21 protein-coding genes are annotated in these 25,542 nt (G+C 42.5%); 12 read left to right on the forward strand and 9 right to left on the reverse strand.

The features are described 5' to 3' along the window. Nucleotides 1-4: 4 nt before the first annotated feature. Nucleotides 5-919 (reverse strand): TIGR01777 family oxidoreductase, encoded by a 915-nt coding sequence (locus HGG78_RS09660; protein WP_172532760.1) that lies wholly within the window; start codon nt 917-919, stop codon nt 5-7. Nucleotides 920-1,167: 248 nt separating this feature from the next. Between HGG78_RS09660 and HGG78_RS09665 the strand changes: the two genes are divergently transcribed. From HGG78_RS09665 to yfcE, 5 genes are read left to right on the forward strand one after another with little or no spacing between them, the layout of a single operon-like run. Continuing rightward, nucleotides 1,168-1,902: a DUF1538 domain-containing protein gene (locus HGG78_RS09665; protein ID WP_172532761.1), complete on the forward strand. Its 735-nt coding sequence runs from the start codon at nt 1,168-1,170 to the stop codon at nt 1,900-1,902. Further along, the gene (locus HGG78_RS09670) at nt 1,899-2,693 is read left to right on the forward strand and encodes a DUF1538 domain-containing protein (protein ID WP_053310248.1); all 795 of its coding nucleotides are present in this window, start codon (nt 1,899-1,901) and stop codon (nt 2,691-2,693) included. The genes HGG78_RS09665 and HGG78_RS09670 overlap by 4 nt, the downstream gene beginning before the upstream one ends. Next, nucleotides 2,683-3,033, forward strand: a complete 351-nt coding sequence (locus tag HGG78_RS09675; protein WP_053310247.1) for a P-II family nitrogen regulator — start codon at nt 2,683-2,685, stop codon at nt 3,031-3,033. Before HGG78_RS09670 ends, HGG78_RS09675 begins: the two co-directional genes overlap by 11 nt. After that, nucleotides 3,030-3,434, forward strand: a complete 405-nt coding sequence (locus HGG78_RS09680) for a CBS domain-containing protein (protein WP_172532762.1) — start codon at nt 3,030-3,032, stop codon at nt 3,432-3,434. Before HGG78_RS09675 ends, HGG78_RS09680 begins: the two co-directional genes overlap by 4 nt. 49 nt (nt 3,435-3,483) lie before the next feature. After that, the gene (yfcE, locus tag HGG78_RS09685) at nt 3,484-4,029 is read left to right on the forward strand and encodes a phosphodiesterase (RefSeq protein ID WP_172532763.1); all 546 of its coding nucleotides are present in this window, start codon (nt 3,484-3,486) and stop codon (nt 4,027-4,029) included. Nucleotides 4,030-4,045: 16 nt separating this feature from the next. On the opposite strand, the gene HGG78_RS09690 is transcribed toward yfcE, so the two are convergent. The 3 genes from HGG78_RS09690 to HGG78_RS09700 form a co-directional block, all read right to left on the reverse strand. After that, on the reverse strand, nt 4,046-4,324 hold the full coding sequence (locus HGG78_RS09690) for an Rdx family protein (protein WP_053310244.1): 279 nt from the start codon (nt 4,322-4,324) through the stop codon (nt 4,046-4,048). 94 nt (nt 4,325-4,418) lie between these two features. Further along, complete coding sequence (locus HGG78_RS09695) at nt 4,419-4,934, reverse strand: regulatory protein ToxS (protein WP_172532764.1); 516 nt, start codon at nt 4,932-4,934, stop codon at nt 4,419-4,421. Nucleotides 4,935-4,944: 10 nt separating this feature from the next. Further along, nucleotides 4,945-5,805 (reverse strand): winged helix-turn-helix domain-containing protein, encoded by an 861-nt coding sequence (locus tag HGG78_RS09700; protein WP_053310242.1) that lies wholly within the window; start codon nt 5,803-5,805, stop codon nt 4,945-4,947. Between the two features lie 258 nt (nt 5,806-6,063). Here HGG78_RS09700 and htpG point away from each other — a divergent pair, with 258 nt between their 5' ends. The 3 genes from htpG (at nt 6,064) to hemH (ending at nt 10,065) form a co-directional block, all read left to right on the forward strand. Then, on the forward strand, nt 6,064-7,971 hold the full coding sequence (gene htpG / locus HGG78_RS09705) for a molecular chaperone HtpG (protein WP_171980416.1): 1,908 nt from the start codon (nt 6,064-6,066) through the stop codon (nt 7,969-7,971). Between the two features lie 366 nt (nt 7,972-8,337). Further along, complete coding sequence (gene adk / locus HGG78_RS09710; protein ID WP_168522897.1) at nt 8,338-8,982, forward strand: adenylate kinase; 645 nt, start codon at nt 8,338-8,340, stop codon at nt 8,980-8,982. A 117-nt stretch (nt 8,983-9,099) separates the two neighbouring features. Continuing rightward, nucleotides 9,100-10,065 (forward strand): ferrochelatase, encoded by a 966-nt coding sequence (hemH, locus tag HGG78_RS09715; RefSeq protein WP_172532765.1) that lies wholly within the window; start codon nt 9,100-9,102, stop codon nt 10,063-10,065. A 122-nt stretch (nt 10,066-10,187) separates the two neighbouring features. On the opposite strand, the gene HGG78_RS09720 is transcribed toward hemH, so the two are convergent. Next, complete coding sequence (locus tag HGG78_RS09720) at nt 10,188-11,576, reverse strand: peptide MFS transporter (protein ID WP_172532766.1); 1,389 nt, start codon at nt 11,574-11,576, stop codon at nt 10,188-10,190. 306 nt (nt 11,577-11,882) lie between these two features. Here HGG78_RS09720 and rfaH point away from each other — a divergent pair, with 306 nt between their 5' ends. Beyond that, nucleotides 11,883-12,380: a transcription/translation regulatory transformer protein RfaH gene (rfaH, locus tag HGG78_RS09725; RefSeq protein WP_053310237.1), complete on the forward strand. Its 498-nt coding sequence runs from the start codon at nt 11,883-11,885 to the stop codon at nt 12,378-12,380. Between the two features lie 77 nt (nt 12,381-12,457). Here the strand turns inward: rfaH and asnB are convergent, their stop codons facing one another. The 4 genes from asnB to nagA form a co-directional block, all read right to left on the reverse strand. Continuing rightward, a complete protein-coding gene (asnB, locus tag HGG78_RS09730) occupies nt 12,458-14,122 on the reverse strand; it encodes an asparagine synthase B (protein WP_053310236.1) in 1,665 nt (554 codons plus the stop codon). A gap of 240 nt (nt 14,123-14,362) precedes the next feature. Continuing rightward, nucleotides 14,363-15,949, reverse strand: a complete 1,587-nt coding sequence (locus tag HGG78_RS09735) for a cation:proton antiporter family protein (protein WP_172532767.1) — start codon at nt 15,947-15,949, stop codon at nt 14,363-14,365. Between the two features lie 86 nt (nt 15,950-16,035). Beyond that, nucleotides 16,036-17,250 (reverse strand): DNA-binding transcriptional regulator NagC, encoded by a 1,215-nt coding sequence (gene nagC, locus HGG78_RS09740; RefSeq protein ID WP_053310234.1) that lies wholly within the window; start codon nt 17,248-17,250, stop codon nt 16,036-16,038. A gap of 2 nt (nt 17,251-17,252) precedes the next feature. After that, on the reverse strand, nt 17,253-18,389 hold the full coding sequence (gene nagA, locus HGG78_RS09745) for an N-acetylglucosamine-6-phosphate deacetylase (RefSeq protein WP_053310233.1): 1,137 nt from the start codon (nt 18,387-18,389) through the stop codon (nt 17,253-17,255). A gap of 481 nt (nt 18,390-18,870) precedes the next feature. On the opposite strand from nagA, the gene nagE reads away from it, so the two are divergent. The 3 genes from nagE to HGG78_RS09760 form a co-directional block, all read left to right on the forward strand. Continuing rightward, nucleotides 18,871-20,364, forward strand: a complete 1,494-nt coding sequence (gene nagE, locus HGG78_RS09750) for an N-acetylglucosamine-specific PTS transporter subunit IIBC (RefSeq protein WP_168522891.1) — start codon at nt 18,871-18,873, stop codon at nt 20,362-20,364. A gap of 439 nt (nt 20,365-20,803) precedes the next feature. Then, nucleotides 20,804-22,474 (forward strand): glutamine--tRNA ligase, encoded by a 1,671-nt coding sequence (glnS, locus tag HGG78_RS09755; RefSeq protein WP_172532770.1) that lies wholly within the window; start codon nt 20,804-20,806, stop codon nt 22,472-22,474. A gap of 236 nt (nt 22,475-22,710) precedes the next feature. Beyond that, nucleotides 22,711-25,542, forward strand: a 2,832-nt coding sequence (locus HGG78_RS09760; protein ID WP_277355109.1) for a FimV/HubP family polar landmark protein, incomplete at its 3' end; no start/stop codon positions are given.

Here is a 25,542-nt window from a genome sequence, read left to right on the forward strand (position 1 = left end):
GTTCCTAAAGGTTGCGTTTTAGAATATTTTTGAACGCAGGTTCTATATGTGAGTATTGGAAATGAAAGCCAAGTTCGGTCAGTTTTTTTGGTTTTGCCCGGATGCTATCAAAAAGTAACACAGCAGCCTCTCCCAAAATGATGTTCATTAGCCATTTAGGTGTGAATAATAGATGAGGTCGGTTTAGCGTTTTCGCTAATGATTGACTAAAAACCTTGTTGGTAACGGCGTGTGGTGCACACAGGTTAAAAGCACCTTGCGCATGCTGAGTTTCCAGTAAATAGGTGATGGCTCTTACCATGTCCAGCATATGTATCCACGGCATGTATTGCTCTCCGGAGCCTAGCGGGCCACCAAGCCCTAACTTGTAAGGTGGCAACATTTTCGCTAGCGCTCCCCCTTCGGTCGCTAGCACAATGCCAGTTCGTAATAGACAAACTCTGGTTCTTTCTGATTGAGCTTTAAGGGCGATTTGCTCCCATTTAGTGCATACCTGATGAGGGAAATTGTCGCTGTGGGCGTGTAAGGTCTCATCGAAAGGATGTGATTGTTGATCTCCGTAATACCCCACTGCAGAACCACTGATAAAAACGTGCGGTGGTTCGGTGCTAGCATGGATCAACTCAACTAATTGTTCTGTGATTTCCCAACGGCTAGCGCATATCGTTTTTTTCTGTTTTGGGGTCCAACGTTTATCGGCGATAGGTTCACCTGCCAGGTTAATAATGGCGTCAAATTGGTTGAGATCTTTTAATGTTGATAGCGATGTTAAATAGGTGAAATTGCTATTATCAACGTGCTTGAGCTGCTCTTTAGCGCGTGGAATATTACGGGTTAGGATGTGTATATCGTGGGCCAGAATCTGTTTTATCAATGCCTTACCGATAAAACCAGTTCCGCCAGTTAATAGTATTTTCATATCACTACCTCTTGGGTTATCCATGATAGAAGGTGGTCGCGATTCCTACTAAGTATTAGAGTATTGCTGCAACTCAATTGTTTTGAACATTTAACAGGCCTATTTCAGCATACGTTAAATAATGACAGTGATAAATGACAAACTTTGTAACATTTGGTCACTTTTTTCTGCGCCTCGCAACCCATATCACACTCTCATCAGTCTTGATTTGTCATTATGAACAAAGATATCAAACACGGGAGGAATGAATGGACTCGATGATGGCGCTACTTAAAGCGATGATAGGAAGTTTGCGAGATCTGCTGCCGATAGTTGCCGTTATTGTGTTTTTCCAACTCATTGTATTACAAGAACCACTGCCCAATTGGCTGCCAATCATTGTTGGTTTAGTGCTGGTTGTGTTGGGGTTGACGTTTTTTATTTTTGGATTAGAGATGGGGCTATTCCCTATCGGCGAGTCAATGGCGCAAGCCTTTGCGAGAAAAGGAAGTGTCGCGTGGCTACTTACCTTTGCTTTTTTCTTAGGGTTTGGTACCACGATTGCTGAACCCGCTTTAACTGCTGTGGCAGATGAGGCGGCGAATGTGGCCGCAGCCGAAGGGGTGATCACTGCATCAGCTGAAAGTATGGACGATTATGCCAATGGTCTAAGACTCACCGTCGCGTTTTCTGTAGGAATTGCCATTGTATTAGGGGTGTTGCGTATTTTGAAAGGCTGGCCCATTCATTACATGATCATCGGTGGTTATGTTGGTGTCGTCATTCTGACCGCTTTTGCGCCTGAAAATATTATCGGTATTGCTTATGACTCGGGTGGTGTCACTACTTCGACAATCACGGTTCCTTTGGTAACAGCGTTAGGGGTAGGTCTCGCTTCTGCCATCAAGGGACGAAACCCAATGATTGATGGTTTTGGCTTGATTGCTTTTGCCTCATTACTACCGATGATGTTTGTCATGGTTTATGGGATGGTGCTGGCATGAATGCATTAATCCTGTTCTTCGACATGCTAGGTTCCACTATTTTGGATGTCGTTCCCATTGTCACGATTATTTTTGGCTTCCAGTTTGCTGTATTACGCAAACCTATCGTACGTCCGATAAGAGTAATTTTAGGTTTTTGTTACGTTATCATTGGCTTGACTCTATTCCTTTTAGGACTTGAATTGGCCTTATTCCCTTTAGGGGAGACGATGGCGCAGCAGTTAACTGCCCCTCAATTTCTCGCGGAATTTAAAATTAGTATGGGTAATTCCCTACATTGGTTTGACTACTTTTGGGTCTATCTATTTGCGTTTTGTATTGGTTTTAGCACCACGGTAGCCGAGCCATCTTTAATTGCTGTCGCGATTAAAGCAAACCAGGTATCCGGTGGCAGTATTAGCGTTAATGGTTTGCGAATCGCGGTTGCTCTTGGGGTAGCTTTTGGAATTTCACTTGGCAGTTATCGTATCGTGGTTGGTGACCCCATCCATTACTACATCATTGCCGGGTATGTGGTGGTAGTGATCCAAACCTTTTTTGCTCCTAAGCTTATTGTGCCATTAGCTTATGATTCTGGTGGTGTGACAACATCAACCGTAACCGTGCCAATTGTGGCCGCATTGGGTTTGGGTTTGGCTTCGACCGTTCCAGGAAGAAGTCCTATGATTGATGGGTTTGGGCTGATTGCATTTGCCAGTCTATTCCCGATTATCTCTGTAATGGGCTATGCGCAGATCACTCAATGGTTAAATAAAGCTGCGTCATCAAAGGAGAAAGAAAATGCGCTTTAAACTGATACTGGCTTTTGTTGAAGACAGCAAAACCGATATTGTACTAGACGCTGCGCGTAATGCTGGCGCTACAGGGGCGACGGTTATCAATAATGCAAGAGGAGAGGGGTTAAATAAAAAGCGAACCTTCTTTGGCTTAACATTGGATGTGCAAAAAGATGTGGTGTTGTTTGTGGTCGAAGAACACCTTGCTCGCCACATTTTAGAAACGATTAATGATGTTGGGGAGTTTGACCAAGAGTCAGGGCAGGGCATTGCTATTCAAATCGATATTGAAGATGCCGTCGGTGTTGCTCATCAAGTCGCAACATTAACTAAAGTGGTTGAGGAAGAGCTATGAGTTTGCATAATAAGATCCGAGTTAGAGATGTAATGGCTAATACTTACGTTATCGTCGATGGTTTAACGACGGTGCATGAAGGCATTCATTTAGCTAAACAAAATCAAGTCAAAGCGTTAATCGTTGATAAACGACACGAAGATGATGAGTATGGGATTGTGTTGATGAATGATATCGCCAAAAAAGTATTGGCTCAAAACCGAGCTACACAGCGAGTCAATATCTATGAAATCATGACCAAACCAGCGTTATCTGTATCTCCGGACATGAATGTGAAATATTGTGCGAGGTTGTTTGAACGTTTTGGTATTAGCCGAGCTCCAGTGATTGAAAATGGTAAGGTGGTCGGTATGGTCAGCTACAACAATATTGTTATTAACGGCATGGCGAGAGATGACTAAGTGTTTTTAAATTCGTACAATTTCCCCATCAAAACTATGGAGATATATTGTGAAGTTGTTTTTTGCCTCTGATTTGCACGGTTCACTACCTGCAACCGAAGCCATGCTAGCCTTATTTGAGCAATCAGATGCTCAAACCTTAGTATTACTTGGCGATATCCTAAATCATGGCCCTCGTAATCCTATCCCTGAAGGTTATAATCCCGTAGCGGTTGCGGAGCGACTCAATAAGTACGCCGATAGCATTGTTGCGGTTAGAGGAAACTGTGATAGTGAAGTTGATCAGATGCTGCTCAAGTTTCCAATGATGATGGATTACGCTTGGGTATTACTTGAGTCTGGAGTGCGCTTTTTTATCACTCATGGTCATCTTTATAACGCACAACAGATGCCACTGCTCAAAAATGGGGATGTACTGATTCATGGACATACCCATATTCCAACGGCAGAGCCACTAAACCAAGTGTTTATCATGAACCCAGGCTCTGTCACTTTCCCGCGCAACAATTTCCCACCAAGCTATGCCATATATAGCGAAGGCTTATTTCAGGTATTAGGATTGAATGGCGAATTGATTGTTAAAAATTCAATCTAATGTACCAGTGAGGCCATTATTTATTGTCGGAATGCCCAAGATCTCTTTCAGGAGCAACAATATCTCTTACTCGTTGTTTGAGCACTTTTGCTTCTGGAAAACCACCATCTTGTTTGCGTTCCCAAATAATTTTCTGGTTGCAAATTATTTCAAATCGTCCGCCAGTATCTGGATGTAAACTCACGGAATCAATCTCTTCACTAAAAGTATGTAGTAACTCTTGGCTTAGCCATGCTGCTCGTAGCATCCAATTGCACTGACGACAGTAGTGGATGTGAATCGTTGCTTTATGCATCATTGTCCTTTTTGGGTATTCAATAAACGAAAGGCGGTTTTTACGCTATGTACCAAATAGCCGCCTTTCGCTTGGTTGGTTGGGGGGGCTAGTATCAGTTGGTAAACAGAACCGTTGACCCATGACTGAGGCTGGTAAGCAGCAATGTTTTCTCGTTTACAACGTCGATACGTCGACTTTGTTGAGCATCCATCTTGAAGAATTGTGTAATTAACTCGAGCTGCTCAGGGGTAAAGTCTTTACTTTGAGTAGAGGTAATATCTTTAAATTCTGAGGGTGAGATTAGCAGGTAGCTGTCACTGACATCCCATTCGCCTGTTTCTGAAATGCTAATCCGACTTTCACTTTCTGAGCCAGTAGCAAATAATAAAATGTTAGACATTCTAATATAGCTACCATTTGGTAGATATTTTACATTAGACGTGACATCAACACGGCGCAGTGTACTGACGGAATCACTTCGTACGCTTGGCCTAATCACCGTCGTCATTTTTGATTGCCACTCTTGGGAAGTAAGGGTTTGCTCAGTTTTAATATCACTGTCCCAGTAGATCCAAGCGCTAAAGATAGCTGAAACTACCAAGATAATTGTTGCGATTTTCTGGTTCATCTTCATGCCCTTATTTACACACGTTGGTGAAATCATCTTGGTTAGCTAAAATGCGTAAGGTGATATTTTCACCAGAGAATTCAGAGCTATGGATGTAGTTCAATACCAATTGATTATTTTGCCCACCAGTTGCAATCACTTCTTTTGGTGCTAGCTCACCAGTATGTGACTTATTGTATTTTTTGACACATTTCTCAATAGAAGGCAGCCAGTTAGTCAAGTCAGGATGATTAATTGGTGTATTCACGACAATATTATTGTAGACAGCCAATTGCCTAAATTTAGAATGGCTAGGGCTGGTTAAGAGCAGAGCCAATATGGGCAATAAAATAGCAACCACTAACATCAATTTACTTCGTATGGTTAGCTTTTGTTTGTTGACCTTAACATTAGGTGGGATAGTCGCATTAGGGATGAACTCTTCGCTGGGAGTGGGGTTCCCCGTAACGATAATAGAATCAGCTTCGAATTCTTCCACTTCAGCGCTCTCTTGTTGCTCGACCACCGGTTCTTTGTGAGAATTTGGCAATGAACGCGAAATAGAAGCAATCATCTGATAACCACGCTTTGGAACAGTTTTCACGAACTCTGGTGATTTTGTTGAGTCTTTTAACATTTTTCGCAGTGTCGAAATCGCTTGCGTTAAGCTTGAGTCGTCGACTTCAAAGCCTTGGTCTCGCCAAACAAACTCATGTAACTCATGTCGAGTAATCACTTCATTCGGTCTTTCACAGAGTAGCAGCAGAATACGGCTTTCATTACTGCCGAGCCGAACCATTTCGCTATCATTTTCTTGATCAATAAGAGAGTTGCTGTTGGGGTCAAAGGTGAATCTTTCAGCAAGTATATATTTTGTACCTATGTTACTCATTGTTATCTTCTTATTGTTGATATGGTGAGTAGTTCATCAACCTAGCCAGCTTGGGGAAGCAATTGATGAAACAGTATACTAAGTTTTATTTTCTTTTATAAAAATATGGCCAAGCATAATCAAAACAAATAAAAAAAACAGTGTTTTTATTATCTTTGACCTTGATTTTACATTTGTCATCCTCATGTTACTAGCAAATCATTCTCAGTTGCACACAATGGCGTGTGTGAATAATCACTCAGATGTTATGGAGCTAGTATGAGCGAAACTGCCACAAACAATAAAGAAACTCGTGGGTTTCAGTCTGAAGTCAAGCAGTTACTTCATCTTATGATTCACTCTCTTTACTCAAATAAAGAGATTTTCCTGCGCGAATTGATTTCGAATGCCTCTGATGCTGCGGATAAACTTCGTTTTCAAGCCTTGTCAAACCCAGACCTATATAAAGGTGATGCAGAGCTTGGTGTTAAGCTGTCGTTTGATCAAGATGCAAACACGTTAACGCTTTCGGATAACGGCATCGGTATGAGCCGTGAGGATGTAATTGAACATCTAGGAACGATTGCTAAATCAGGCACGGCTGAATTTTTCTCTAAACTGTCTCAAGATCAATCAAAAGACTCGCAATTGATCGGCCAATTCGGGGTCGGTTTCTATTCGGCATTTATTGTTGCCGATGCGGTTACGGTACGTACTCGCGCTGCCGGCCTTGCCGCAGACCAAGCTGTACAATGGCACTCTGCGGGGGAAGGTGATTACACGATCGAAAATATCATCAAAGAATCTCGTGGTACTGACATTATCCTGCATATGCGTGAAGAGGGTAAAGAGTTCCTAAACGAGTGGCGCCTACGTGATGTGATCAGTAAATACTCGGATCATATCGGTATTCCAGTTTCAATTCAGACTAAAGTTCGTGACGATGAAGGCAAGGAAACCGATGAGACGCAATGGGAGCAAATCAACAAAGCTCAAGCATTGTGGACCCGTTCTAAATCTGAAATTACGGATGAAGAGTATCAAGAGTTCTATAAGCATGTGTCTCATGACTTTGCTGATCCGCTGCTGTGGAGCCACAACCGTGTAGAAGGTAAGAACGATTATACTAGCTTGCTTTATATCCCAGCGAAAGCACCTTGGGATATGATGAACCGCGATCATAAATCAGGTTTGAAATTATACGTTCAACGTGTATTTATCATGGATGACGCGGCGCAATTTATGCCATCTTACCTGCGTTTTGTTCGCGGTTTGATTGATTCAAATGATCTGCCTTTGAACGTGTCTCGTGAGATTTTACAAGACAACAAAGTGACTCAGTCACTGCGTAATGCATGTACTAAGCGTGTCCTGACGATGCTTGAGCGCATGGCCAATAATGATGCAGATAAATATCAGTCATTCTGGAAAGAGTTTGGCTTGGTATTAAAAGAAGGTCCTGCTGAAGATATCGCTAACAAAGAAAAGATTGCCAACTTATTACGCTTCGCTTCAACGGAAGTTGACTCTGCGGAACAGACGGTTAGCTTGGCGTCCTATGTTGAGCGTATGAAAGAGGGACAAGATAAGATCTACTACCTCACAGCAGACAGTTATGCTGCAGCGAAAAACAGCCCACACTTAGAACAGTTCAAAGCGAAAGGCATTGAAGTCATTTTAATGTTTGATCGTATCGATGAATGGCTAATGAACTACTTGACGGAGTTTGATGGTAAGCAATTCCAGGCGATTACGAAAGCAGGTTTAGATCTTAGCCAGTTTGAAGATGAAGCTGAAAAAGAAAAACATAAAGAGACGGAAGAAGAGTTTAAGTCTGTCGTTGAGCGTACCAAGCAATACTTGGGTGAACGTGTTAAAGAAGTTCGTACTACCTTTAAGTTGGCAACAACTCCAGCAGTAGTCGTGACTGATGACTATGAGATGGGCACGCAAATGGCTAAACTTCTTGAAGCGGCTGGTCAAGCTGTTCCTGAAGTTAAGTACATCTTTGAGCTAAACCCTGAACATGCCTTGGTTAAGCGCATGGCTGATGAAGCCGATGAGCAAGCGTTTGGTCGTTGGGTCGAAGTACTGCTTGGCCAAGCAATGCTTGCTGAGCGTGGTTCAATGGAAGACCCATCTCAATTTTTAACGGCGATTAACCAACTTTTGACTAAGGTTGAATAACCGTTAAATCAACAAAAAGCTCGCATATGCGAGCTTTTTGTTTTGAATTGTGATGATTTGCTTAGAACTGACGCTAATTTGTGCAAAACGGAAGCGAAAATCTAAGCCGGATTACATTCTTTAGTCTTAATCTCGTCAGCAGCATTGAATTCTATGTTAGAATGCTGCACTTGAACCAAGCGAATAAGGTGTGTATTTTGCACGCCAAACAGTGTGCTTTGCTCAACTGAATTGTTCGTTAAGCTGTAGTTGTTCGCTCAAATCACTAACGTTATACCGAAACTTACCGTTGTATATGTTCGTATCTTTATGTTCGTAACGCTGTGAGCTTCGGTATAAATCATAATTTTCTAAAGAGGATTAAACATGCGCATCATTCTTCTAGGTGCTCCAGGTGCAGGTAAAGGCACTCAAGCTCAATTCATCATGGAGAAGTACGGTATTCCACAAATCTCTACTGGTGACATGCTACGTGCTGCTATCAAAGCCGGTACTGAGCTTGGTAAACAAGCAAAGTCAGTCATCGACGCTGGTCAACTAGTTTCTGATGAAATCATCCTTGGTCTTATCAAAGAGCGTATCGCTCAAGCTGATTGCGAAAAAGGCTTTTTGCTAGATGGTTTCCCTCGCACTATCCCTCAAGCTGATGGCTTAAAAGAGATGGACATTGCTGTTGATTATGTAATCGAATTCGATGTTGCGGATGATGTTATTGTTGATCGTATGGCGGGTCGTCGTGCTCACTTACCTTCTGGCCGTACTTACCATGTTGTTTACAATCCACCTAAAGTGGAAGGCAAAGATGACGTAACCGGTGAAGATTTGGTTGTTCGTGATGATGATAAAGAAGAGACCGTACGTGCTCGTCTAGGTGTTTACCACGACCAAACTGCACCGCTTATTGCTTACTACAGCAAAGAAGCTGCAGCGGGCAACACTAAGTACCTAAAATTTGATGGTACTAAGCAAGTTGCTGAAGTGAGCGCAGATATTGAGAAAGCACTAGCATAATTGGCTAAGTACTGATTATCTAACTTTGTTATAGTGAAGGCGACCTAGATAGGTCGCTTTTTTTATGAACTTTCTAGTCATGGATTCGTATTCAACAGACTACAGTAAAATAGATGAATGGAAGTTATGCAAAATAATAAACGACAAGGGGTATTACTGGTTAATTTAGGTACTCCAGATGCACCTACAACTCCTGCGATTAAACGCTTCTTAGGTCAGTTTTTACACGATCATCGTGTCGTCGATATGAGTCGATGGATATGGTGCCCAGTGTTACATGGCATCATTTTACCGATCCGTTCACCTAAAGTTGCGAAACTCTATCAGTCAGTGTGGATGGATGAAGGTTCACCACTGATGGTTTATTCACAACGTCAAGCCAAACGTTTAGCTGAGCGTATAGCCATGCCTGTCGAATTAGGGATGACCTATGGCTCTCCAAGTTTGTTAGATGGTGTTAAATCTCTATTAGAGCAAGACGTTGAAGAGATTATCGTATTGCCACTTTATCCTCAATATTCCGGCACAACCACAGCAGCGGTTTTTGATGGCTTAGCCAAAGTGATGAAAAATATCCCGGTGACACCAAACTTACACTTTGTGCGAGATTATCATGATCATCCACTTTATATTCGGGCGTTAGCGGACAAAGTTCGCCAATCTTGGAAGGAGAATGGACAAGGAGATTACCTGCTTTGTTCTTATCATGGTATTCCTAAACGTTACGCTGATAATGGTGATATTTATCCGCAGCACTGCGAGCGCACAACGCAGCTCTTGGGGCAAGAATTAGGCCTAAATTTGCAACAAATAGGGATGTCTTATCAATCGATATTTGGCCGTGAAGAGTGGTTGCAACCTTATACAGATAAGACCTTAGAGGCTTTACCTAAACGTGGTGTGAAAAGTTTGGATATCATTACCCCGGCATTCTCGGTGGACTGTTTAGAAACCTTAGAGGAAATATCGGAGCAGGGTAAAGAAACCTTTATCCATGCTGGTGGAGAATCATTTACTTATATTGAATGCCTAAATGACTCAGAGATGCATATTGATATGATGGCTTGTCTTATTGCGCGCTGATTTGAATACCATTCAACCTCAGTTCGGGTTATTTAGATTGAACAAAAACGGTCACAATAGTGTGACCGTTTTTCGTTATTATCCCTGAATTACCACCCTTAAGCTTGGTGGTATATTTGAAGCTAAACTAACTGAGCTTGCTGCTCTTCAATTTCTTCAGCGTGGCTTGCCGTTGTTTCAGCACCGTGCATCCAACGAACAAGCGTGTTTGAGAACAACATCAGAATGATGCCACTGATAATTGCGGTTACTGCAATACCGCTGAATATAGCCATTGCACCAAGCTCACCAACGTGAGAGCCAACGTAACCTGCTACATAATTCGCGATTGCGTTACAACCGAACCATGCCCCCATCATTAATGAAGCAAGACGTAGTGGCGCTAGCTTAGTGACAAGTGATAGGCCGATTGGAGAGAGACACAGTTCACCCAAGGTATGGAAGAAAAATGCACCGACAAGCCAAAGCATTGATGTTTTCACGGCAGTGTCACCACCTTGTTCCATAACCGCGCCAACCATGCAAAGGAAGCCCAGGGCTAAGAAGAACATCGCCAATGCAAACTTCGCTGGTGAGTTTGGCTCACGTTTACCCAGTTTTACCCATAGAACGGCTAATACAGGTGCAAGAGTAATAATGAAGAATGGGTTGAGCGATTGGAACCATGCAGAAGGTACTTCAAAACCACCAATCATACGATCAGTGTATTGCTGCGTATAGATGTTCATTAGACCACCAGCTTGCTCGAAACCCGCCCAGAAAACGATAGTAAACAAACTCATCACAAGGATAACCTTGATACGATCTACTTCTTCTTTTGTTAAAGACTCTTTGCTTGCTGATTTTTTAAGCTTGAGATCACGCTTGGCTGCTGGCTCACGACCAATATCACCAAGCCATGATTGTGCCATTGTCATTTGCATGACCAAGCTGATAAGCATACCAATACCCGCGACAACGAAACCGGCTTTCCAACCAAATGAGTTGGTCACAGAACCTGAAATCACACCGGCCAGCAACGCTCCTAAGTTAATACCCATATAGAAGATAGTAAATGCGCCATCACGACGATTATCGCCTTCATTATATAAGTCACCAACCATTGTTGAGATATTTGGCTTAAATAGACCGTTACCACAGATAAGAAGCGCAAGACCTAAATAGAAAGTATGAAGAGAACCAAGGCCTAGTGCATCAGCAGGTAGTGCTAGCGTAAATTGGCCGATAGCCATTAACGCACCACCAATAAGAATTGAACGGCGTTGCCCAAGGTAGTTATCTGCAAGGTAACCACCAATGAGTGGTGTGATGTAGACAAGTCCAGTATAGGTGCCATAAAGATCTAGGGCATCTTTAGTCGACCAGCCAAGACCACCATTCATCGTCGCGTCTGTTAGATAAAGGACTAGGATAGCGCGCATGGCATAGTAGGAAAATCGTTCCCAAAGCTCTGTGCCGAAAAGTAAAAATAGGCCTCTTGGATGACCAAAGTATTGATGTTGGTTTGTCATAAGTTTTTTTAGTTTTATAGATTAAAAAAATTGTGGGTTAGATATACATGGGCTTTTATCGTATCGCAATTAGTAAAAAGCAGACGATTATGCTGGGTGGTTGGTTAAGTTATTGTTCTTTAAATGATATCACCACTATTTTAGGGCGGTTTTTACGTGCCGCAAACTTACCTTTCAATATTGGTAGGTGATTTTTACCTTTTTCGAACAAATGGAGGTGTTGTTTGTGGCCTGGTGATTTGTCGTTTATTGCGATGCACTATAGTGTTAGGATCCTCAGAAAATAGAGCAGTAGCTAGGAATAAAATGAAACGTTGGTATTTGCTGTATTGCAAACGAGGTGACCAATCACGAGCTAAGATGCATCTTGAAAATCAGGGTGTCGAATGCTTTTACCCAGAGATTGAAATTGAGAAAATCCTCAGGGGAAAGCGTCAAAAAGTGAAAGAGCCACTTTTTCCCTCATACATGTTTGTCAGGTTTGATTTTGAAAAAGGGCCAACCTTTACTTCAGTACGTTCTACACGTGGTGTTGTTGACTTCGTACGTTTTGGGGCGCAGCCCAAAGAATTAGAAGGGGATCTTGTCTATCAGTTGAAGGTACTTGAGCAGCATGAGAGCTCAGCTTCGGCTCAAAATATTCCCGAGAAAGGACAGGTTGTTAGGGTTAAAGGGGGGCAGTTTTCAGGTATTGATGCCATTTATCAAGAATCTGATGGCGAGACGCGTTCCATTATGTTGGTTAAAATGATTAGCCAGACAATACCGATGAGCATTGATAACAAGCACTTAGAACTGGATTAGATGGTTTATTCTTTTACGGTTTAATAGAAAAAGGCGCATCTAGCGCCTTTTTCATTGGTCATAGATGAACTTGTAAATCAATAGGCTTCGTTATGAACGGCTTTAACAGCACGGCCAGATGGGTCAATACAGTTTTTAAATGACTCATCCCACTCAATCGCTTTTGCTGAAGAGCAGGCAACTGATGGGCCACCAGGTACACATCGTGCCGCTGACTCAAGAGGGAATAACTCCTCAAAAATTTCTCGGTATACGTAGCCTTCTTTAGTGCTTGGCGTATTGTAAGGGAAGCGGTACTGTGCGGTTTCCATCTGCTGATCGGTCACTTTTTCTTCCGCTACAGATTTTAATGTATCAATCCAGCTGTAACCTACACCATCAGAGAACTGCTCTTTTTGACGCCATGCGATAGCTTCAGGTAAATAGTGTTCAAAGCATTCACGTAAAATGTGCTTCTCCATCTTACCATTGCCACACATTTTGTCGGCTGGGTTTAAACGCATCGCTACATCAATAAATTCTTTGTCTAGGAATGGAACTCGGCCTTCAACGCCCCAAGCAGCAAGGGATTTATTAGCGCGCGCGCAGTCAAACATATTTAGTGCAAGGAGTTTGCGAACCGTTTCTTCATGAAACTCTTGCGCGTTTGGCGCTTTATGGAAATATAAGTATCCGCCGAATATTTCATCAGCGCCTTCGCCTGACAGAACCATTTTGATGCCCATTGCTTTTATCTTACGTCCCATCAAGTACATTGGTGTTGAGGCGCGAATAGTGGTGACATCGTAAGTTTCAATGTGATAAATCACATCACGAATAGCATCCAATCCTTCTTGAATGGTATAGGTCATTTCATGGTGTACAGTACCAATCTGATTGGCAACTTCGCGTGCTGCTTTAAGATCAGGAGCGCCTTCTAAACCAACCGCGAACGAATGAAGTTGCGGCCACCAAGCTTCTGTTTGTTCGTCATCTTCAATGCGCATAGCGGCGAAGCGTTTAGCAACTGCCGAAGTAATCGATGAATCTAAACCACCAGAAAGTAATACACCATAAGGTACATCGGTCATCAATTGACGTTTAACGGCGGCCTCTAGTGCTTGAGTCAGTTCTTCTTTACTTGTGCTATTACCTTGCACGGCAGCATATTCATTCCAGTCACGGATATAGTAGCGTTGCGGCTCGGCATCTTGAGAGCGGTAGTAGCTGCCAGGAGGAAACTCGCTGATAGTTTTACATACAGGTACTAGCGCTTTCATTTCTGAGGCAACATAGTAGTTTCCATTCTCATCATAGCCTTGATAAAGCGGGATAATACCAATGTGATCTCGGCCCACTAGATACTGATCTTTTTCTTCATCATAAAGAACAAAAGCAAAGATACCGTTAAGCTCTTCAAGGAGATCGGCGCCCATTTCTTCATAGAGAGCAAGGATGACTTCGCAATCTGAATCGGTCTGAAAGTCATATTTTCCTTCGTAGCGAGCGCGAATTTCTTTGTGGTTATAAATTTCCCCGTTCACGGCAAGGATGTGTTTTTTGTTTGGGCTGTATAAGGGTTGAGCACCACTATTTAAGCCAACGATGGCGAGACGCTCATGCGCTAAAATCGCTTTATCAGAGGCGTAAATACCTGACCAGTCTGGGCCTCTGTGGCGTAATTTTTTAGACATTTCTAGGGCTATTGGGCGTAAAGCCGCAGCATCACTTTTAATATCGAGAATGCCAAAGATAGAACACATACAACTTCCTTTTTGATAATTTTTAACCTGTTGACTTTAATTTGCCATTTCGATTAAAAAATGCAACCAAATATTATGGAAATTATCTTTTTATTTGCTTGTTGGTGAATGCTGTTCAATAAATTGTTATTTTTGATGAATGGTATCTATTTTTTGGCGTTTGAATGAGCAGAAATGAAATTTTGCGGATATAGAACCCAGATAAGAGCGCTGATAGCTTTTATCTGGGCGTTGATAATACTACGGTTTAGTGAAGTTTGGCTGTAGCTGTTGACAGACATGACGTGCAAAACCGCTACCAGCTTCATTATAAATATTGAATGCTGCATCCACGCCACATTCTAATAATGACTCTAGTTGGTCAGGGTACTCTGCAATTGCGGCGATCTGTCCTTTAAAATTTCGATGTTGCAATTGTGACAAAGCGATTTGGTTTCCTTGATGATGCGGCATGGCGAGTAAGACCAACTTAACATTTGCTGTGTCTAAAATACGCTCCCAAAAATCAGGGTCTGTGGCATCTCCAGAAATAACGTTACGACCTTGTGCGCGATGTGTATGAGCAGTATCTTCTCGCACTTCAATACCAAGGCTTATTTTTCCATATCGAGATCGCAGCTCATCGTAGGCACCAGTGCCTATACGACCCATGCCTAATATCAATACTTGTGCGTGACCTGGGTTGATAAGTTGATCTTTGGTATTCAGTTTTTCTGCGGCATGCTCTTTAAGCCATGCTCTAGAATGTTGGTATAGCTCATGACCTTTGCGGCTGATTGGGGCGGCAATCACAAATGAGATAGAAACCGCAATCGCCAATGCGACTAATATGTCACCTGACATCCAACCCATTTTAAAAGCAAGTCCACCGACAATAAGACCAAATTCGCTGAAATTAAAGAGTGATAGGGTCGCTAGTAGCGATGTGCGTACACGGAATTTAAATCGGTTAAGTACCCAAAAATAGAGAGCGCCTTTGAGAGGAAGCAATAACAGTAATAACAGCGCTAGTGCAAAACCAGTCATAGTCGGTTGTGCAGATAAGCCAATGTTTAAGAAAAAGCAGACTAAAAACAGCTCCTTGAGGTTGAATAAAGATTTAGACAGTTCCGATGCTTTGCTATGAGCTGCGAGTAACATACCTAAAATAAGCGCACCTAAGTCTGGTTTCATACCAACGACCTCAAATAGCCCAGCGCCCATAACCAAGGCAAAGAAAATGCCGAGTAAAACGAGCATTTCTCCGTGTCCAACCCAATCGAGTAGTTTGTAAAATAGCGGACGCATTAATGGCAGAGCAAACAGTATAATCGCATACCAATGTGGTAGTTTGCCTGTTGATATAGTTAGAAATACCACGGCAAATATATCTTGCATAACGAGTATGCCGATTGCAATAGTGCCATAGGTGGCATTCATCTCACCTTTTTCTTGTAGAGATTTTACGGCAAAAACTGTGCTAGAAAATGATAAGGCGAAACCGAGTAAAACGATTTGCTCGGTTGGCATTGTGGCTAAGCTACTAATGCCTAAGTATTTGAAAATTAATAACGCAACACTAAAAGCTAGGGTTGAAAGAAGATTGTGAACGGTTGCTCCGGCCCATATTTCTTTAGCGAGTAACGTTTTTACATCCAACTTTAAACCAATGGTGAACAATAACAGCGTGACCCCTAGGTCGGCCAAAGTGCGTATTGTATCACTGCTTTGGTAGCCAGCAGCATGTAGAGCAAACCCTGCACACAAGAAACCCACCAAAGGGGGTAAGTTGCATTTCAGGGCAATGAATCCGGCTAAAAAAGCGGCTGTAATAAGGACCAGTTCCATAAATTCCTTTGGCAATGATTAAAGTGAGTTTATAAAAAAAGCTGTGTCGAGGTGACACAGCTTATCATTGTAATTCAATTAATTGCTTAATCACCAAGCAATTTTTGCAACAAAACACCATTTAACATTGCACGCTTAATCATCGCAAATGCGCCAATAGTGTCTTGGCTGTCAATCTGTGATGCGACAATCGGTAAATTATTGTGGAAAGTTTTCAGTGATTGATTTTCAACATTTCTTTGAATGGCTGGAAATACAATGTCTTGCGCGGTTGTTATCTGCCCAGCAATCACTACTTTTTGAGGATTAAATAAGTTGATAGTCATAGCAATAGCTTTACCCAGTTGATTTCCTACCCTGACTAAGCTCTGTTTCGCTAATTCATCACCAAGATTAGCGTGTTCACACACATCATTAATAGTAATGCTTTCTATGTTAGCAAGACTTGATTCATAACCTTGTGCTAGCAGTTTTCTAACGCGAGAAATTATGGCAGGGTTCGCCGCCACTGTTTCTAAGCAGCCAAAATTTCCACACTGACATTGCTCGCCAAGAGGATCAATTTGGATATGACCAATTTCCCCTACATTACGGTTATAGCCAAGGAAAACTTGTCCATTTACGATAATGCCAGCACCAGTACCTCGATGAACACTGACTAATATTGAATCTTGGCAATCTTTACTCGCGCCAAAGTAGTGCTCGGCGAGAGCCATGCCGCGAACATCGTTACCCACGAAGCATTGAACGTGAAAATTGTCTCGAATAATGTCACCAAGTGCTAGTGCATCAATCGATATATTTGGCATGTATTCGACAACGCCAGTTTCAGGGTTAACCAAGCCTGGAAGTGCAATACCGATCGCGATGAGTTGGTCGATTTGCTCTTGTTGCTGTTTTATAAATGCTGAGAGGAAAGAAACTAGCCCCTCAACTAATTGAGTTTGATGCGAGTAGTGAAATTCATGGTAATCAGAAACTAGCTCTTTTCCACCCAAGTCATAGAGGCTTAGTTGAATGTAGTCACGCCCTAAACGAACAGCAACTGAGTGAAAAGGTGCGACTTCTGTCGTCAATGAGATGGCTCTACGTCCACCCGTTGATGCTTGTTGGGCGACCTCTTTGATAAGGCCGCGTTCAAGTAGTTGGCGGGTTATTTTTGTAACACTTGCAGGAGCAAGTTGACTCACATCAGCAACTTGGATTCGAGATATAGGACCTTGCTGGTCGATCAATCGATAAACTGCTGCGCTGTTGAGTTGTTTGACTAAATCTACGTTACCTATTTGTCCGCCATTCATTATCAATTGTGCTCGTATTTTCCGTTAACAACCGTCGCTTGAACATTGAAGTCACGATCAAAAACAGCCAAGTTTGCCACCATGCCTTTTTTAATTCGGCCTAGTTTGTTGTCAACCCCAATTGCTTTTGCTGGATACAGAGTAGCCATTCTTAGTGCTTCGTCCAAAGCGATACCAACGTGCTCAACCGTGTTTTGTACTGCCTCAATCATAGTGAGGGCTGAGCCGCCTAGTGTGCCATTTTCATCAACACACTTACCATCACGGTAATATACTTTCTTACCGACAAAAATAAAGTAATCCATGTTAGCACCTGCGGGAGCTGTGGCATCGGTCACTAATACGAGCTTTTCACCTTTAATTTTGTGGGCGATTCGAATGTTAGCGTAATCAACGTGGAAGCCATCGGCAATGATTCCCGCATAAACATCAGGTGTATCATAAATGGCACCGACAACTCCAGGCTCACGTCCAACCATTGGGGTCATGGCATTGAATAAGTGTGTCGCAAAGGTGATGCCTGATTCGAAACTGTTTCGTGCTTCAGTGTAGGTTGCGTTGGTATGGCCGATAGACACAACGATTCCCGCTTTCGCGAGGCGTTCAATGTGTTGTGGGTTATTGTGCTCTGGTGCGAGGGTAACTTTTGCTATCACATCGCTGTTTTCACACATCGTGTTAATCATGTTGTCATCAGAAGGACGAATGAAATCAACGCTGTGGATACCTTTTTTCATCACATTCAAATATGGACCTTCAAGGTGTAAACCTAAGGACTGATTTTTGTATTTTGTTTGGTACTCACGAGCTGCCGCGATGGCTTGGCGCATATCTTCATCAGATGAAGTGATAAGAGTCGGTAAAAAGCTAGTGCAGCCTGATTTTAGATTCGCTTTGTGCATTGTTTGCATGGTATCGGCTGTTACTTCATCATTAAGCATAACTCCGCCACAACCATTAAGTTGCAGGTCGATAAAGCCTGGGCTTACGTTCGCACCCTTCAGATCTTGAGTTGTAATATCTTGTGGTAAATCTGCTAGCGGGCATACAGCTTCAATCAACTCATTCTTAATGATAACAGCGTGATCAACGAGGACATTACTGCCAGTGTAGATTTTACAGTTAGTTAGCGCGTACATAATCAGCGAATCCTTCTCTATCGATATCTTATAAATTTGATTAAGCGACGAAATAAAAGATGAAATGAGTCGGTGTCTTGGCTTATTTTTCTTACTTCAATTAGGTCGCGAATTATCTATTTAGCAAACGGCCATCGGTATATGGTGCTAATGTTAAGTGTTGGTTTTAACTGGGATATTTTATTTATTTGTACAGTTTATCTCTGTGAGAAACCAGTTAATCCGAGTTTTTCATGCTGGCTCTTTAAGTCTTAAGCAAGCAAATCTTATCGTTAATTTTTCATTTTTTTTAATTGTAAAATAAGTTTTATGATCTCGCTAGCAAAAACCTCGATATTTGACGGTTTGTGGTGACTATGATCACAAATGATAAGGTTTTAATTTGCGGGGCAAAATTAATTACATAAACTAAGTTTGACTAAATTGAGCGACCAAAATAAGTGGCTCGACCAAATAAAAAATCCTATAGGGGGAACTTAAGGTGAATATTCTTGGATACTTTCAAAAAGTAGGCAAGGCGTTGATGGTACCCGTTGCCACACTGCCAGCTGCCGCGATATTAATGGGTATTGGTTACTGGATTGACCCGAATGGTTGGGGTGCAAACAGTGCCTTAGCTGCATTCTTGATTAAAGCTGGTGCGGCAATCATCGACAATATGTCTGTGTTGTTTGCTGTGGGTGTTGCGTACGGTATGTCGAAAGACAAAGACGGCGCGGCAGCACTATCTGGCTTCGTTGGCTTCTTGGTTGTTACTACACTACTTTCTCCAGGAGCTGTTGCACAAATTCAAGGCATTGATCCAAGTGCTGTTCCTGCCGCATTTGGTAAAATCAACAACCAATTTGTTGGTATTCTAGTTGGTATTATCTCTGCTGAAATTTATAACCGTTTCTCTACAGTTGAATTACACAAAGCACTTGCGTTCTTCTCTGGTAAGCGTCTTGTTCCTATTTTAACGTCGTTTGCTGGTATCTTTATTGCGTTCGTTCTTATGTATGTATGGCCACATGTATATGGCGGTCTAGTATCATTTGGTGAATCAATTCAAGGTCTAGGTTCTGCGGGTGCTGGTATCTACGCATTCTTCAACCGTCTATTGATTCCTGTTGGCCTTCACCATGCATTAAACTCAGTATTCTGGTTTGACGTTGCTGGTATTAATGATATCCCTAACTTCCTAGGTGGCGCGAAATCAATTGCTGAAGGTACTGGTATTCCTGGTGTTACTGGTATGTACCAAGCAGGTTTCTTCCCTATCATGATGTTTGGTCTACCGGGTGCAGCTCTAGCTATCTACCACACTTCTACTGCTAAGAATAAAGAAAAAGTAGCGTCTATCATGATTGCTGCAGGTTTCGCTTCATTCTTCACTGGTGTTACAGAGCCACTAGAATTCTCATTCATGTTCCTAGCTCCAGCGCTATATTTGCTACACGCAGTATTAACGGGCGTATCAGTATTTATCGCCGCATCAATGCAGTGGATTGCAGGCTTCGGTTTCTCTGCAGGTCTAGTGGATATGGTATTGTCATCACGTAACCCGTTAGCGGTTAACTGGTACATGTTGATTGCTCAAGGTCTAGCATTCTTCGCTATCTACTACGTAGTATTCCGCACTGTTATTGTTAAGTTCGGTCTAAAAACTCCGGGCCGTGAAGATGATGAAGAAAGTGCTAACCAAGTATCTGGTGCAAAAGAGTCTTCTGAACTGGCTAAGCAGTACCTTAAAGCACTTGGTGGTCACGCTAACCTAAGCAATATCGATGCATGTATCACTCGTCTACGTCTATCTGTGAACGATATGAGTGTCATTGATGAGAAACAGCTAAAAGCGTTAGGTGCTATGGGTGTTGTTAAGCTTGGTACTAATAACTTACAAGTTATTTTAGGTCCTCTAGCTGAGATTGTTGCTGGTGAAATGAAGTCTATCGGCGCAAACGAAGACTTGTCAGCGGTACAACTTCCTAACTAAATAATCTTGTTCTGATTATAACTAAGGCCCTCGTTATTTAACGGGGGCTTTTCTTTATCTTTATTGTAACGCTTGCTCTATTTTGCATAAGGCCGCATGTTGATGCCAATCAGAATAAATATCTGGTCATTCTTGCTGGTTAAAATCGCTGATAGCGGCGTTATAGATTTTGTAGGTAGGTCAACTAGCTAGCTGCAATCTATGCCTTGCTCTCAGCGATTTTAACCAGCAATTATCTGATCACCTATTTATCCCGATTGGTATGAACTGGTGCTTGAACAAGCGAATGATTGAAATATTCGTAAGAAATCCCCACTTTTTATTGTGCAATAGTAGATAATTGTGGATCATTAGCGGCAAACTTTCTGTTTCTGCGGCATTACTGCTTTCCCATACAGAAAAACTTTCTGACAATACTAATAATTTTGAGGTGCTACAGATGAGTGAAGCTGAGGCTCGTCCATCGAATTTTATTCGCCAAATCATTGATAAAGATTTAGCGGATGGTAAACACACAAGCGTGCATACTCGTTTCCCGCCAGAACCGAATGGCTATTTGCATATTGGTCATGCGAAATCTATCTGCTTAAACTTTGGTATTGCTCAAGACTATCTGGGACAGTGTAATCTACGTTTTGATGATACGAACCCAGAGAAAGAAGATGTTGAATACGTAGAGTCAATTAAAGAAGATGTTAGCTGGCTCGGTTTCCAATGGTCTGGCGATGTTTGTTATTCCTCAAACTATTTCGACCAACTTTACCAATACGCTATTGAGTTGATTCAAAAAGGCCTTGCTTATGTTGAAGAACTCAGCCCAGAGCAAATCCGTGAATATCGTGGTACGTTGACTCAACCAGGTAAACTTAGTCCATATCGTGATCGCAGTGTTGAAGAGAATTTAGCGCTATTTGAAAAAATGCGCGCTGGTGGCTTTGAAGAAGGTAAGGCATGTTTACGTGCGAAGATCGATATGTCGTCATCATTCATGGTGATGCGTGATCCCGTTCTATACCGTGTTCGTTTTGCAGAGCACCACCAAACAGGTAATAAATGGTGCATTTATCCAATGTACGATTTTACTCACTGTATTTCTGATGCGCTGGAAGGTATTACACACTCTATCTGTACACTAGAGTTCCAAGATAACCGCCGCTTATACGATTGGGTACTAGAAAACATTACGATTGACTGTCGACCTCATCAGTATGAATTTAGCCGTCTAAATCTTGAATACACAGTGATGTCTAAGCGTAAGCTTAATCAGTTAGTTACCGAAAAATTGGTTGCAGGGTGGGATGACCCACGTATGCCAACCATTTCAGGACTACGTCGTCGCGGTTTTACTTCTGCGTCAATTCGTGAGTTCTGTAAACGTATTGGTGTGACAAAACAAGAAAACATGATCGAATTTAGCTCTCTAGAGTCTTGTATTCGTGAAGATTTGAATGAAAATGCACCTCGTGCAATGGCCGTTCTTGACCCAGTCAAAGTGGTAGTTGAAAACTTTGATGCCGATAAAGTGGAAACATTGACGCTTGCTAATCACCCAAATAAACCTGAAATGGGTGACCGCGAAGTACCCTTTACCCGTGAGCTGTGGATCGAGCGCGAAGACTTCCGTGAAGAAGGCAACAAAAAGTACAAGCGTTTAGTTCTAGGTAAAGAAGTTCGCTTACGGGGCGCTTATGTCATTAAGGCCGAGCGTGTTGAAAAAGATGAAGCAGGTAATATTACAACTATCTACTGTACCTACGACGTAGATACGTTAGGAAAAAACCCAGCCGATGGGCGTAAAGTGAAAGGTGTTATTCACTGGGTGTCTGCAGATAAAGGATTGCCAGCGGAAATTCGTCTGTACGATCGTTTATTCACAGTAGCCAACCCTGCCGCTGCTGACAATTTTGCAGAAACGATCAATCCGGATTCTCTCGTTAGTATCACAGGTTTTGTTGAACCAAGTTTAGCCAACGCAAAAGCAGAACAAGGTTTCCAGTTTGAGCGTATGGGGTATTTCTGCGTTGATTCTAAAGATTCCACAGCAGAAGCTTTAGTTTTCAACCGTACGGTTGGTTTGCGTGATACGTGGGCTAAAATCGGTACAGAGTAACTTCAAGTCATGAAGTATAAAGGTCAGCAAATGCTGGCCTTTTCTTTTTGTGCCCAGATAGCTTCTCGTTGTTTTGCCCGCTATGACTCATTTGGTAGCAGTAAAATGTGTGAGATTCCTGCGATTATTGTGGTCGTGACACATTTTTTACCATACGTCCTATAGTTTTGCTGCGGTTATCCGATATATTTAACAGATCACCGTATTTTTTTTCCAAGCACATAGCTGAGCCTTATATGCGTCAAATTATTCAGCGTCTTCTATTGCCGATAGCAATCGTTGCCGTGACTCAGATTTCTATCGTTAGTGCAGAGAGCATTCGCCTGATTGGGCCGAATGGCGAGATCCAGTCTTCTCCTCAATTTTCAGAAAATCTAGCCCAAACTCGTAACTTGCAACAATCTGATAATCAACCATCGAAGTTTTTTGGACCGACTTTAGAAAGTGACACTTTGTGGTCAATTGCGACTCGTTTACGTCCATCAAACGTGGTGACGGTTCAACAAACATTATTCGCTATCTATCGCCTAAATCCGCAAGCGTTTGAAAATCAAAATATCCATAGTTTGATGCCTGGAAGTAATCTACGAATTCCATCGCTTGCCCAAATCCGAAGTTCATCGACCCAAGATGCGGTAAATGTGATGGCGGCCCATCAAGCCAAGTTGGATAATATTGGCTCGCCATCGGTTGTTGCAGCTCCGCCTGCACCTGTAACACCGGTGAAACCACCAGTAACAAATAATGCTGTGGCCGCAGTGGAGTCTCCAACGGTCAAACCTGCAGTTGAAACGCCTGTCACTTCGCCAGCAATAAAAACATTAGAAACACAAATTGTAAGCTCAGATGCTGAGCTAATGGCTCTCGAAGAAAAAAATCATAAGCTGCGCTTGATGCTAGCGGATGTGAAATCTGAGGTTGATGAGCTAAAAGGTGAATTGGGTGATGAGAATCGTATTCGCTCTGAAGTTGAAAAACTACTCGATGAAGAGCGTAGAAAAGCAGCCGAAGCACAAAAATTAGCTCCAAGTGCTCTAGATCAGTTGCTTTCAAATCCATGGTTAGTCGCGGCCTTAGCAATTATACCTGGTTTATTGATCGGTCTGATTGTGGTTATGTTACTAGGACGCCGTTCTAAAACGGAAGCTCAGCAAGAGGTGACGCCACCAATTCAAGAAAATATTGCCCCGATTACTGTTGGTGACCCTAACATCGAAGATATCGGCGATGACTTGATGTTAGACGATGATTTATTTGGCGAATCAGACGATAGTGAAAAGCTGTTTGGTGATGATATTGCATTTGATGATGAGACAGATCCTAACGCTGATAAAGAACCGGACATCTTTGCTGACCTAGAGGATAGCGATTTAGATTTCAATCTAGAAGGTGAGGATGATGAAGACCCATTCGCTAGTATTGGTGATGATGGTGATTTAGAAGAGCTGACCTCTAGTAGTAATGGCATCAGTGTTAGTGGCGATGAAAAAGCCGTTGGTCTAGATGAAATGGCTCGCGCTCTTGATGAAGCCTCGGTTGATTCTGCCGATGAGAGCGAATTTGATCTGTCTGATGAACATGCTATGTCTGATGCAGATATTGAGGCGCTACTCAACGGGGATGGAGCAACGGAAGAACTTGAAAGTGATACGTTGGATCAATCTTTGTTGGATGACCTGCTTGCCAGTACTGAACAAGATGATCACGATGACTTTGATTTTGACTCTTTACTGGATGACTCTGGCGATGATTTTAATCTCGACTCTGAACAGTCAGATCCAATTAATACCGACTTTGGTATAAAAGATGCCGAGCTGGCTTCTGATAGTGAGTTGGACGATTTATTTGCCAATATAGAGGCAGAGGCCGATCTCGAACAACTAGAAGCTAGCGCAATTGATGATACAGCTCTGCTCGATGAATTACTGAATGAAGAAGATTCATCGCAAATTGATAGTAATAGTATTGATTTATTAGATGAGCTACTCGACGAGGAAGAAGACGAGAGCTTACCTGATCTCACTCAAAGTACTGACTTATTGGACGAACTTGTTGAAGCTGACAATAATCAGCAAGATACTGATGAGCCAGACTTTTCTAGTGCTCAAACCTTAGATGAACTATTAGGCGACACATCATCAGAAGATGAAGATGTTGATTTAAAGCTTGATGAAGAAAGCACCGACTTATTGGATGAATTGCTGTCAGATGATGATGGTTCTGAAACGCTTAAAATTGATGAAACTGCGATCTTAGATGAGTTAGCTGATAATGATGATATTGCCGTTGAAGATGGCACCGAATTGTTCGAAGAGTTGCTCGAAATTGAGCAGCATGCTCAGCAGGTTGAAGGTACGCAGGAAACTGAAGTAAGTAGTGAGCTAACCGGGGGGCAACCTGAAATAGAAGAGGCGGCGTTCAACCGCAATACTTTTATTGATGACATGCTAAATGTGGCTCCTGACAAGGATCCACTGCTTGATGACGGAGAAATAGAACTTAGCACCGCGGAGGATAGTCGCGACTTTTCTGAGGAAGTTGGTAGTGATGATGACTTTGATTTTAACCCTGAAATCGAAGGTAGCGATTACTTAGAACAGAATAATCAACAGCTATCTAACGATACTCCATCGCTGGTAGACGCAAACAATGAGAATGTAGGTGCTCCTGAAGCGGTCGCTAATGAATTTGGTATCCCGCAAGATGGTGATTGGGAGCTTGAGCAAGAGCCGCTTTCTGACGCGAATGCCGAGCTGGCCGAAGAAAGCTCAGAGCCAGTGGCGCAAGAAACGTTTGAAGCGATTGATGACGAGTCGCTGCCCGAGTTCAGCGAAGAAGAGGCGTTAGCCTCATTCGAACCAGAAAAGGTTAGTGAGCAAGAGTCGGTTGAAGAAGACGTGCTCGCTTCACTAGAAGCCGAATCGGTTGATGCCCCAATTCAAGAGCAAGACGAAGCGCTTGATGAGCTGGAACTGCCGGAATACACCGAGCAAGACGCATTGGCTGACGCGAATGCCGAGCTGGCCGAAGAAAGCTCAGAGCCAGTGGCGCAAGAAACGTTTGAAGCG

Origin of the sequence: Vibrio aestuarianus, from assembly GCF_012395185.1 — a bacterium.
Classification (GTDB): domain Bacteria; phylum Pseudomonadota; class Gammaproteobacteria; order Enterobacterales; family Vibrionaceae; genus Vibrio; species Vibrio aestuarianus.

Coding starts and splice junctions, on each gene's coding strand:
- HGG78_RS09660 (WP_172532760.1), bottom strand. CDS start 919: ATGAAAATACTATTAACTGGCGGAACTGGTTTTATCGGTAAGGCATTG.
- HGG78_RS09665 (WP_172532761.1), top strand. CDS start 1,168: ATGGACTCGATGATGGCGCTACTTAAAGCGATGATAGGAAGTTTGCGA.
- HGG78_RS09670 (WP_053310248.1), top strand. CDS start 1,899: ATGAATGCATTAATCCTGTTCTTCGACATGCTAGGTTCCACTATTTTG.
- HGG78_RS09675 (WP_053310247.1), top strand. CDS start 2,683: ATGCGCTTTAAACTGATACTGGCTTTTGTTGAAGACAGCAAAACCGAT.
- HGG78_RS09680 (WP_172532762.1), top strand. CDS start 3,030: ATGAGTTTGCATAATAAGATCCGAGTTAGAGATGTAATGGCTAATACT.
- HGG78_RS09690 (WP_053310244.1), bottom strand. CDS start 4,324: ATGCATAAAGCAACGATTCACATCCACTACTGTCGTCAGTGCAATTGG.
- HGG78_RS09695 (WP_172532764.1), bottom strand. CDS start 4,934: ATGAACCAGAAAATCGCAACAATTATCTTGGTAGTTTCAGCTATCTTT.
- HGG78_RS09700 (WP_053310242.1), bottom strand. CDS start 5,805: ATGAGTAACATAGGTACAAAATATATACTTGCTGAAAGATTCACCTTT.
- htpG (WP_171980416.1), top strand. CDS start 6,064: ATGAGCGAAACTGCCACAAACAATAAAGAAACTCGTGGGTTTCAGTCT.
- adk (WP_168522897.1), top strand. CDS start 8,338: ATGCGCATCATTCTTCTAGGTGCTCCAGGTGCAGGTAAAGGCACTCAA.
- hemH (WP_172532765.1), top strand. CDS start 9,100: ATGGAAGTTATGCAAAATAATAAACGACAAGGGGTATTACTGGTTAAT.
- HGG78_RS09720 (WP_172532766.1), bottom strand. CDS start 11,576: ATGACAAACCAACATCAATACTTTGGTCATCCAAGAGGCCTATTTTTA.
- rfaH (WP_053310237.1), top strand. CDS start 11,883: ATGAAACGTTGGTATTTGCTGTATTGCAAACGAGGTGACCAATCACGA.
- asnB (WP_053310236.1), bottom strand. CDS start 14,122: ATGTGTTCTATCTTTGGCATTCTCGATATTAAAAGTGATGCTGCGGCT.
- HGG78_RS09735 (WP_172532767.1), bottom strand. CDS start 15,949: ATGGAACTGGTCCTTATTACAGCCGCTTTTTTAGCCGGATTCATTGCC.
- nagC (WP_053310234.1), bottom strand. CDS start 17,250: ATGAATGGCGGACAAATAGGTAACGTAGATTTAGTCAAACAACTCAAC.
- nagA (WP_053310233.1), bottom strand. CDS start 18,389: ATGTACGCGCTAACTAACTGTAAAATCTACACTGGCAGTAATGTCCTC.
- glnS (WP_172532770.1), top strand. CDS start 20,804: ATGAGTGAAGCTGAGGCTCGTCCATCGAATTTTATTCGCCAAATCATT.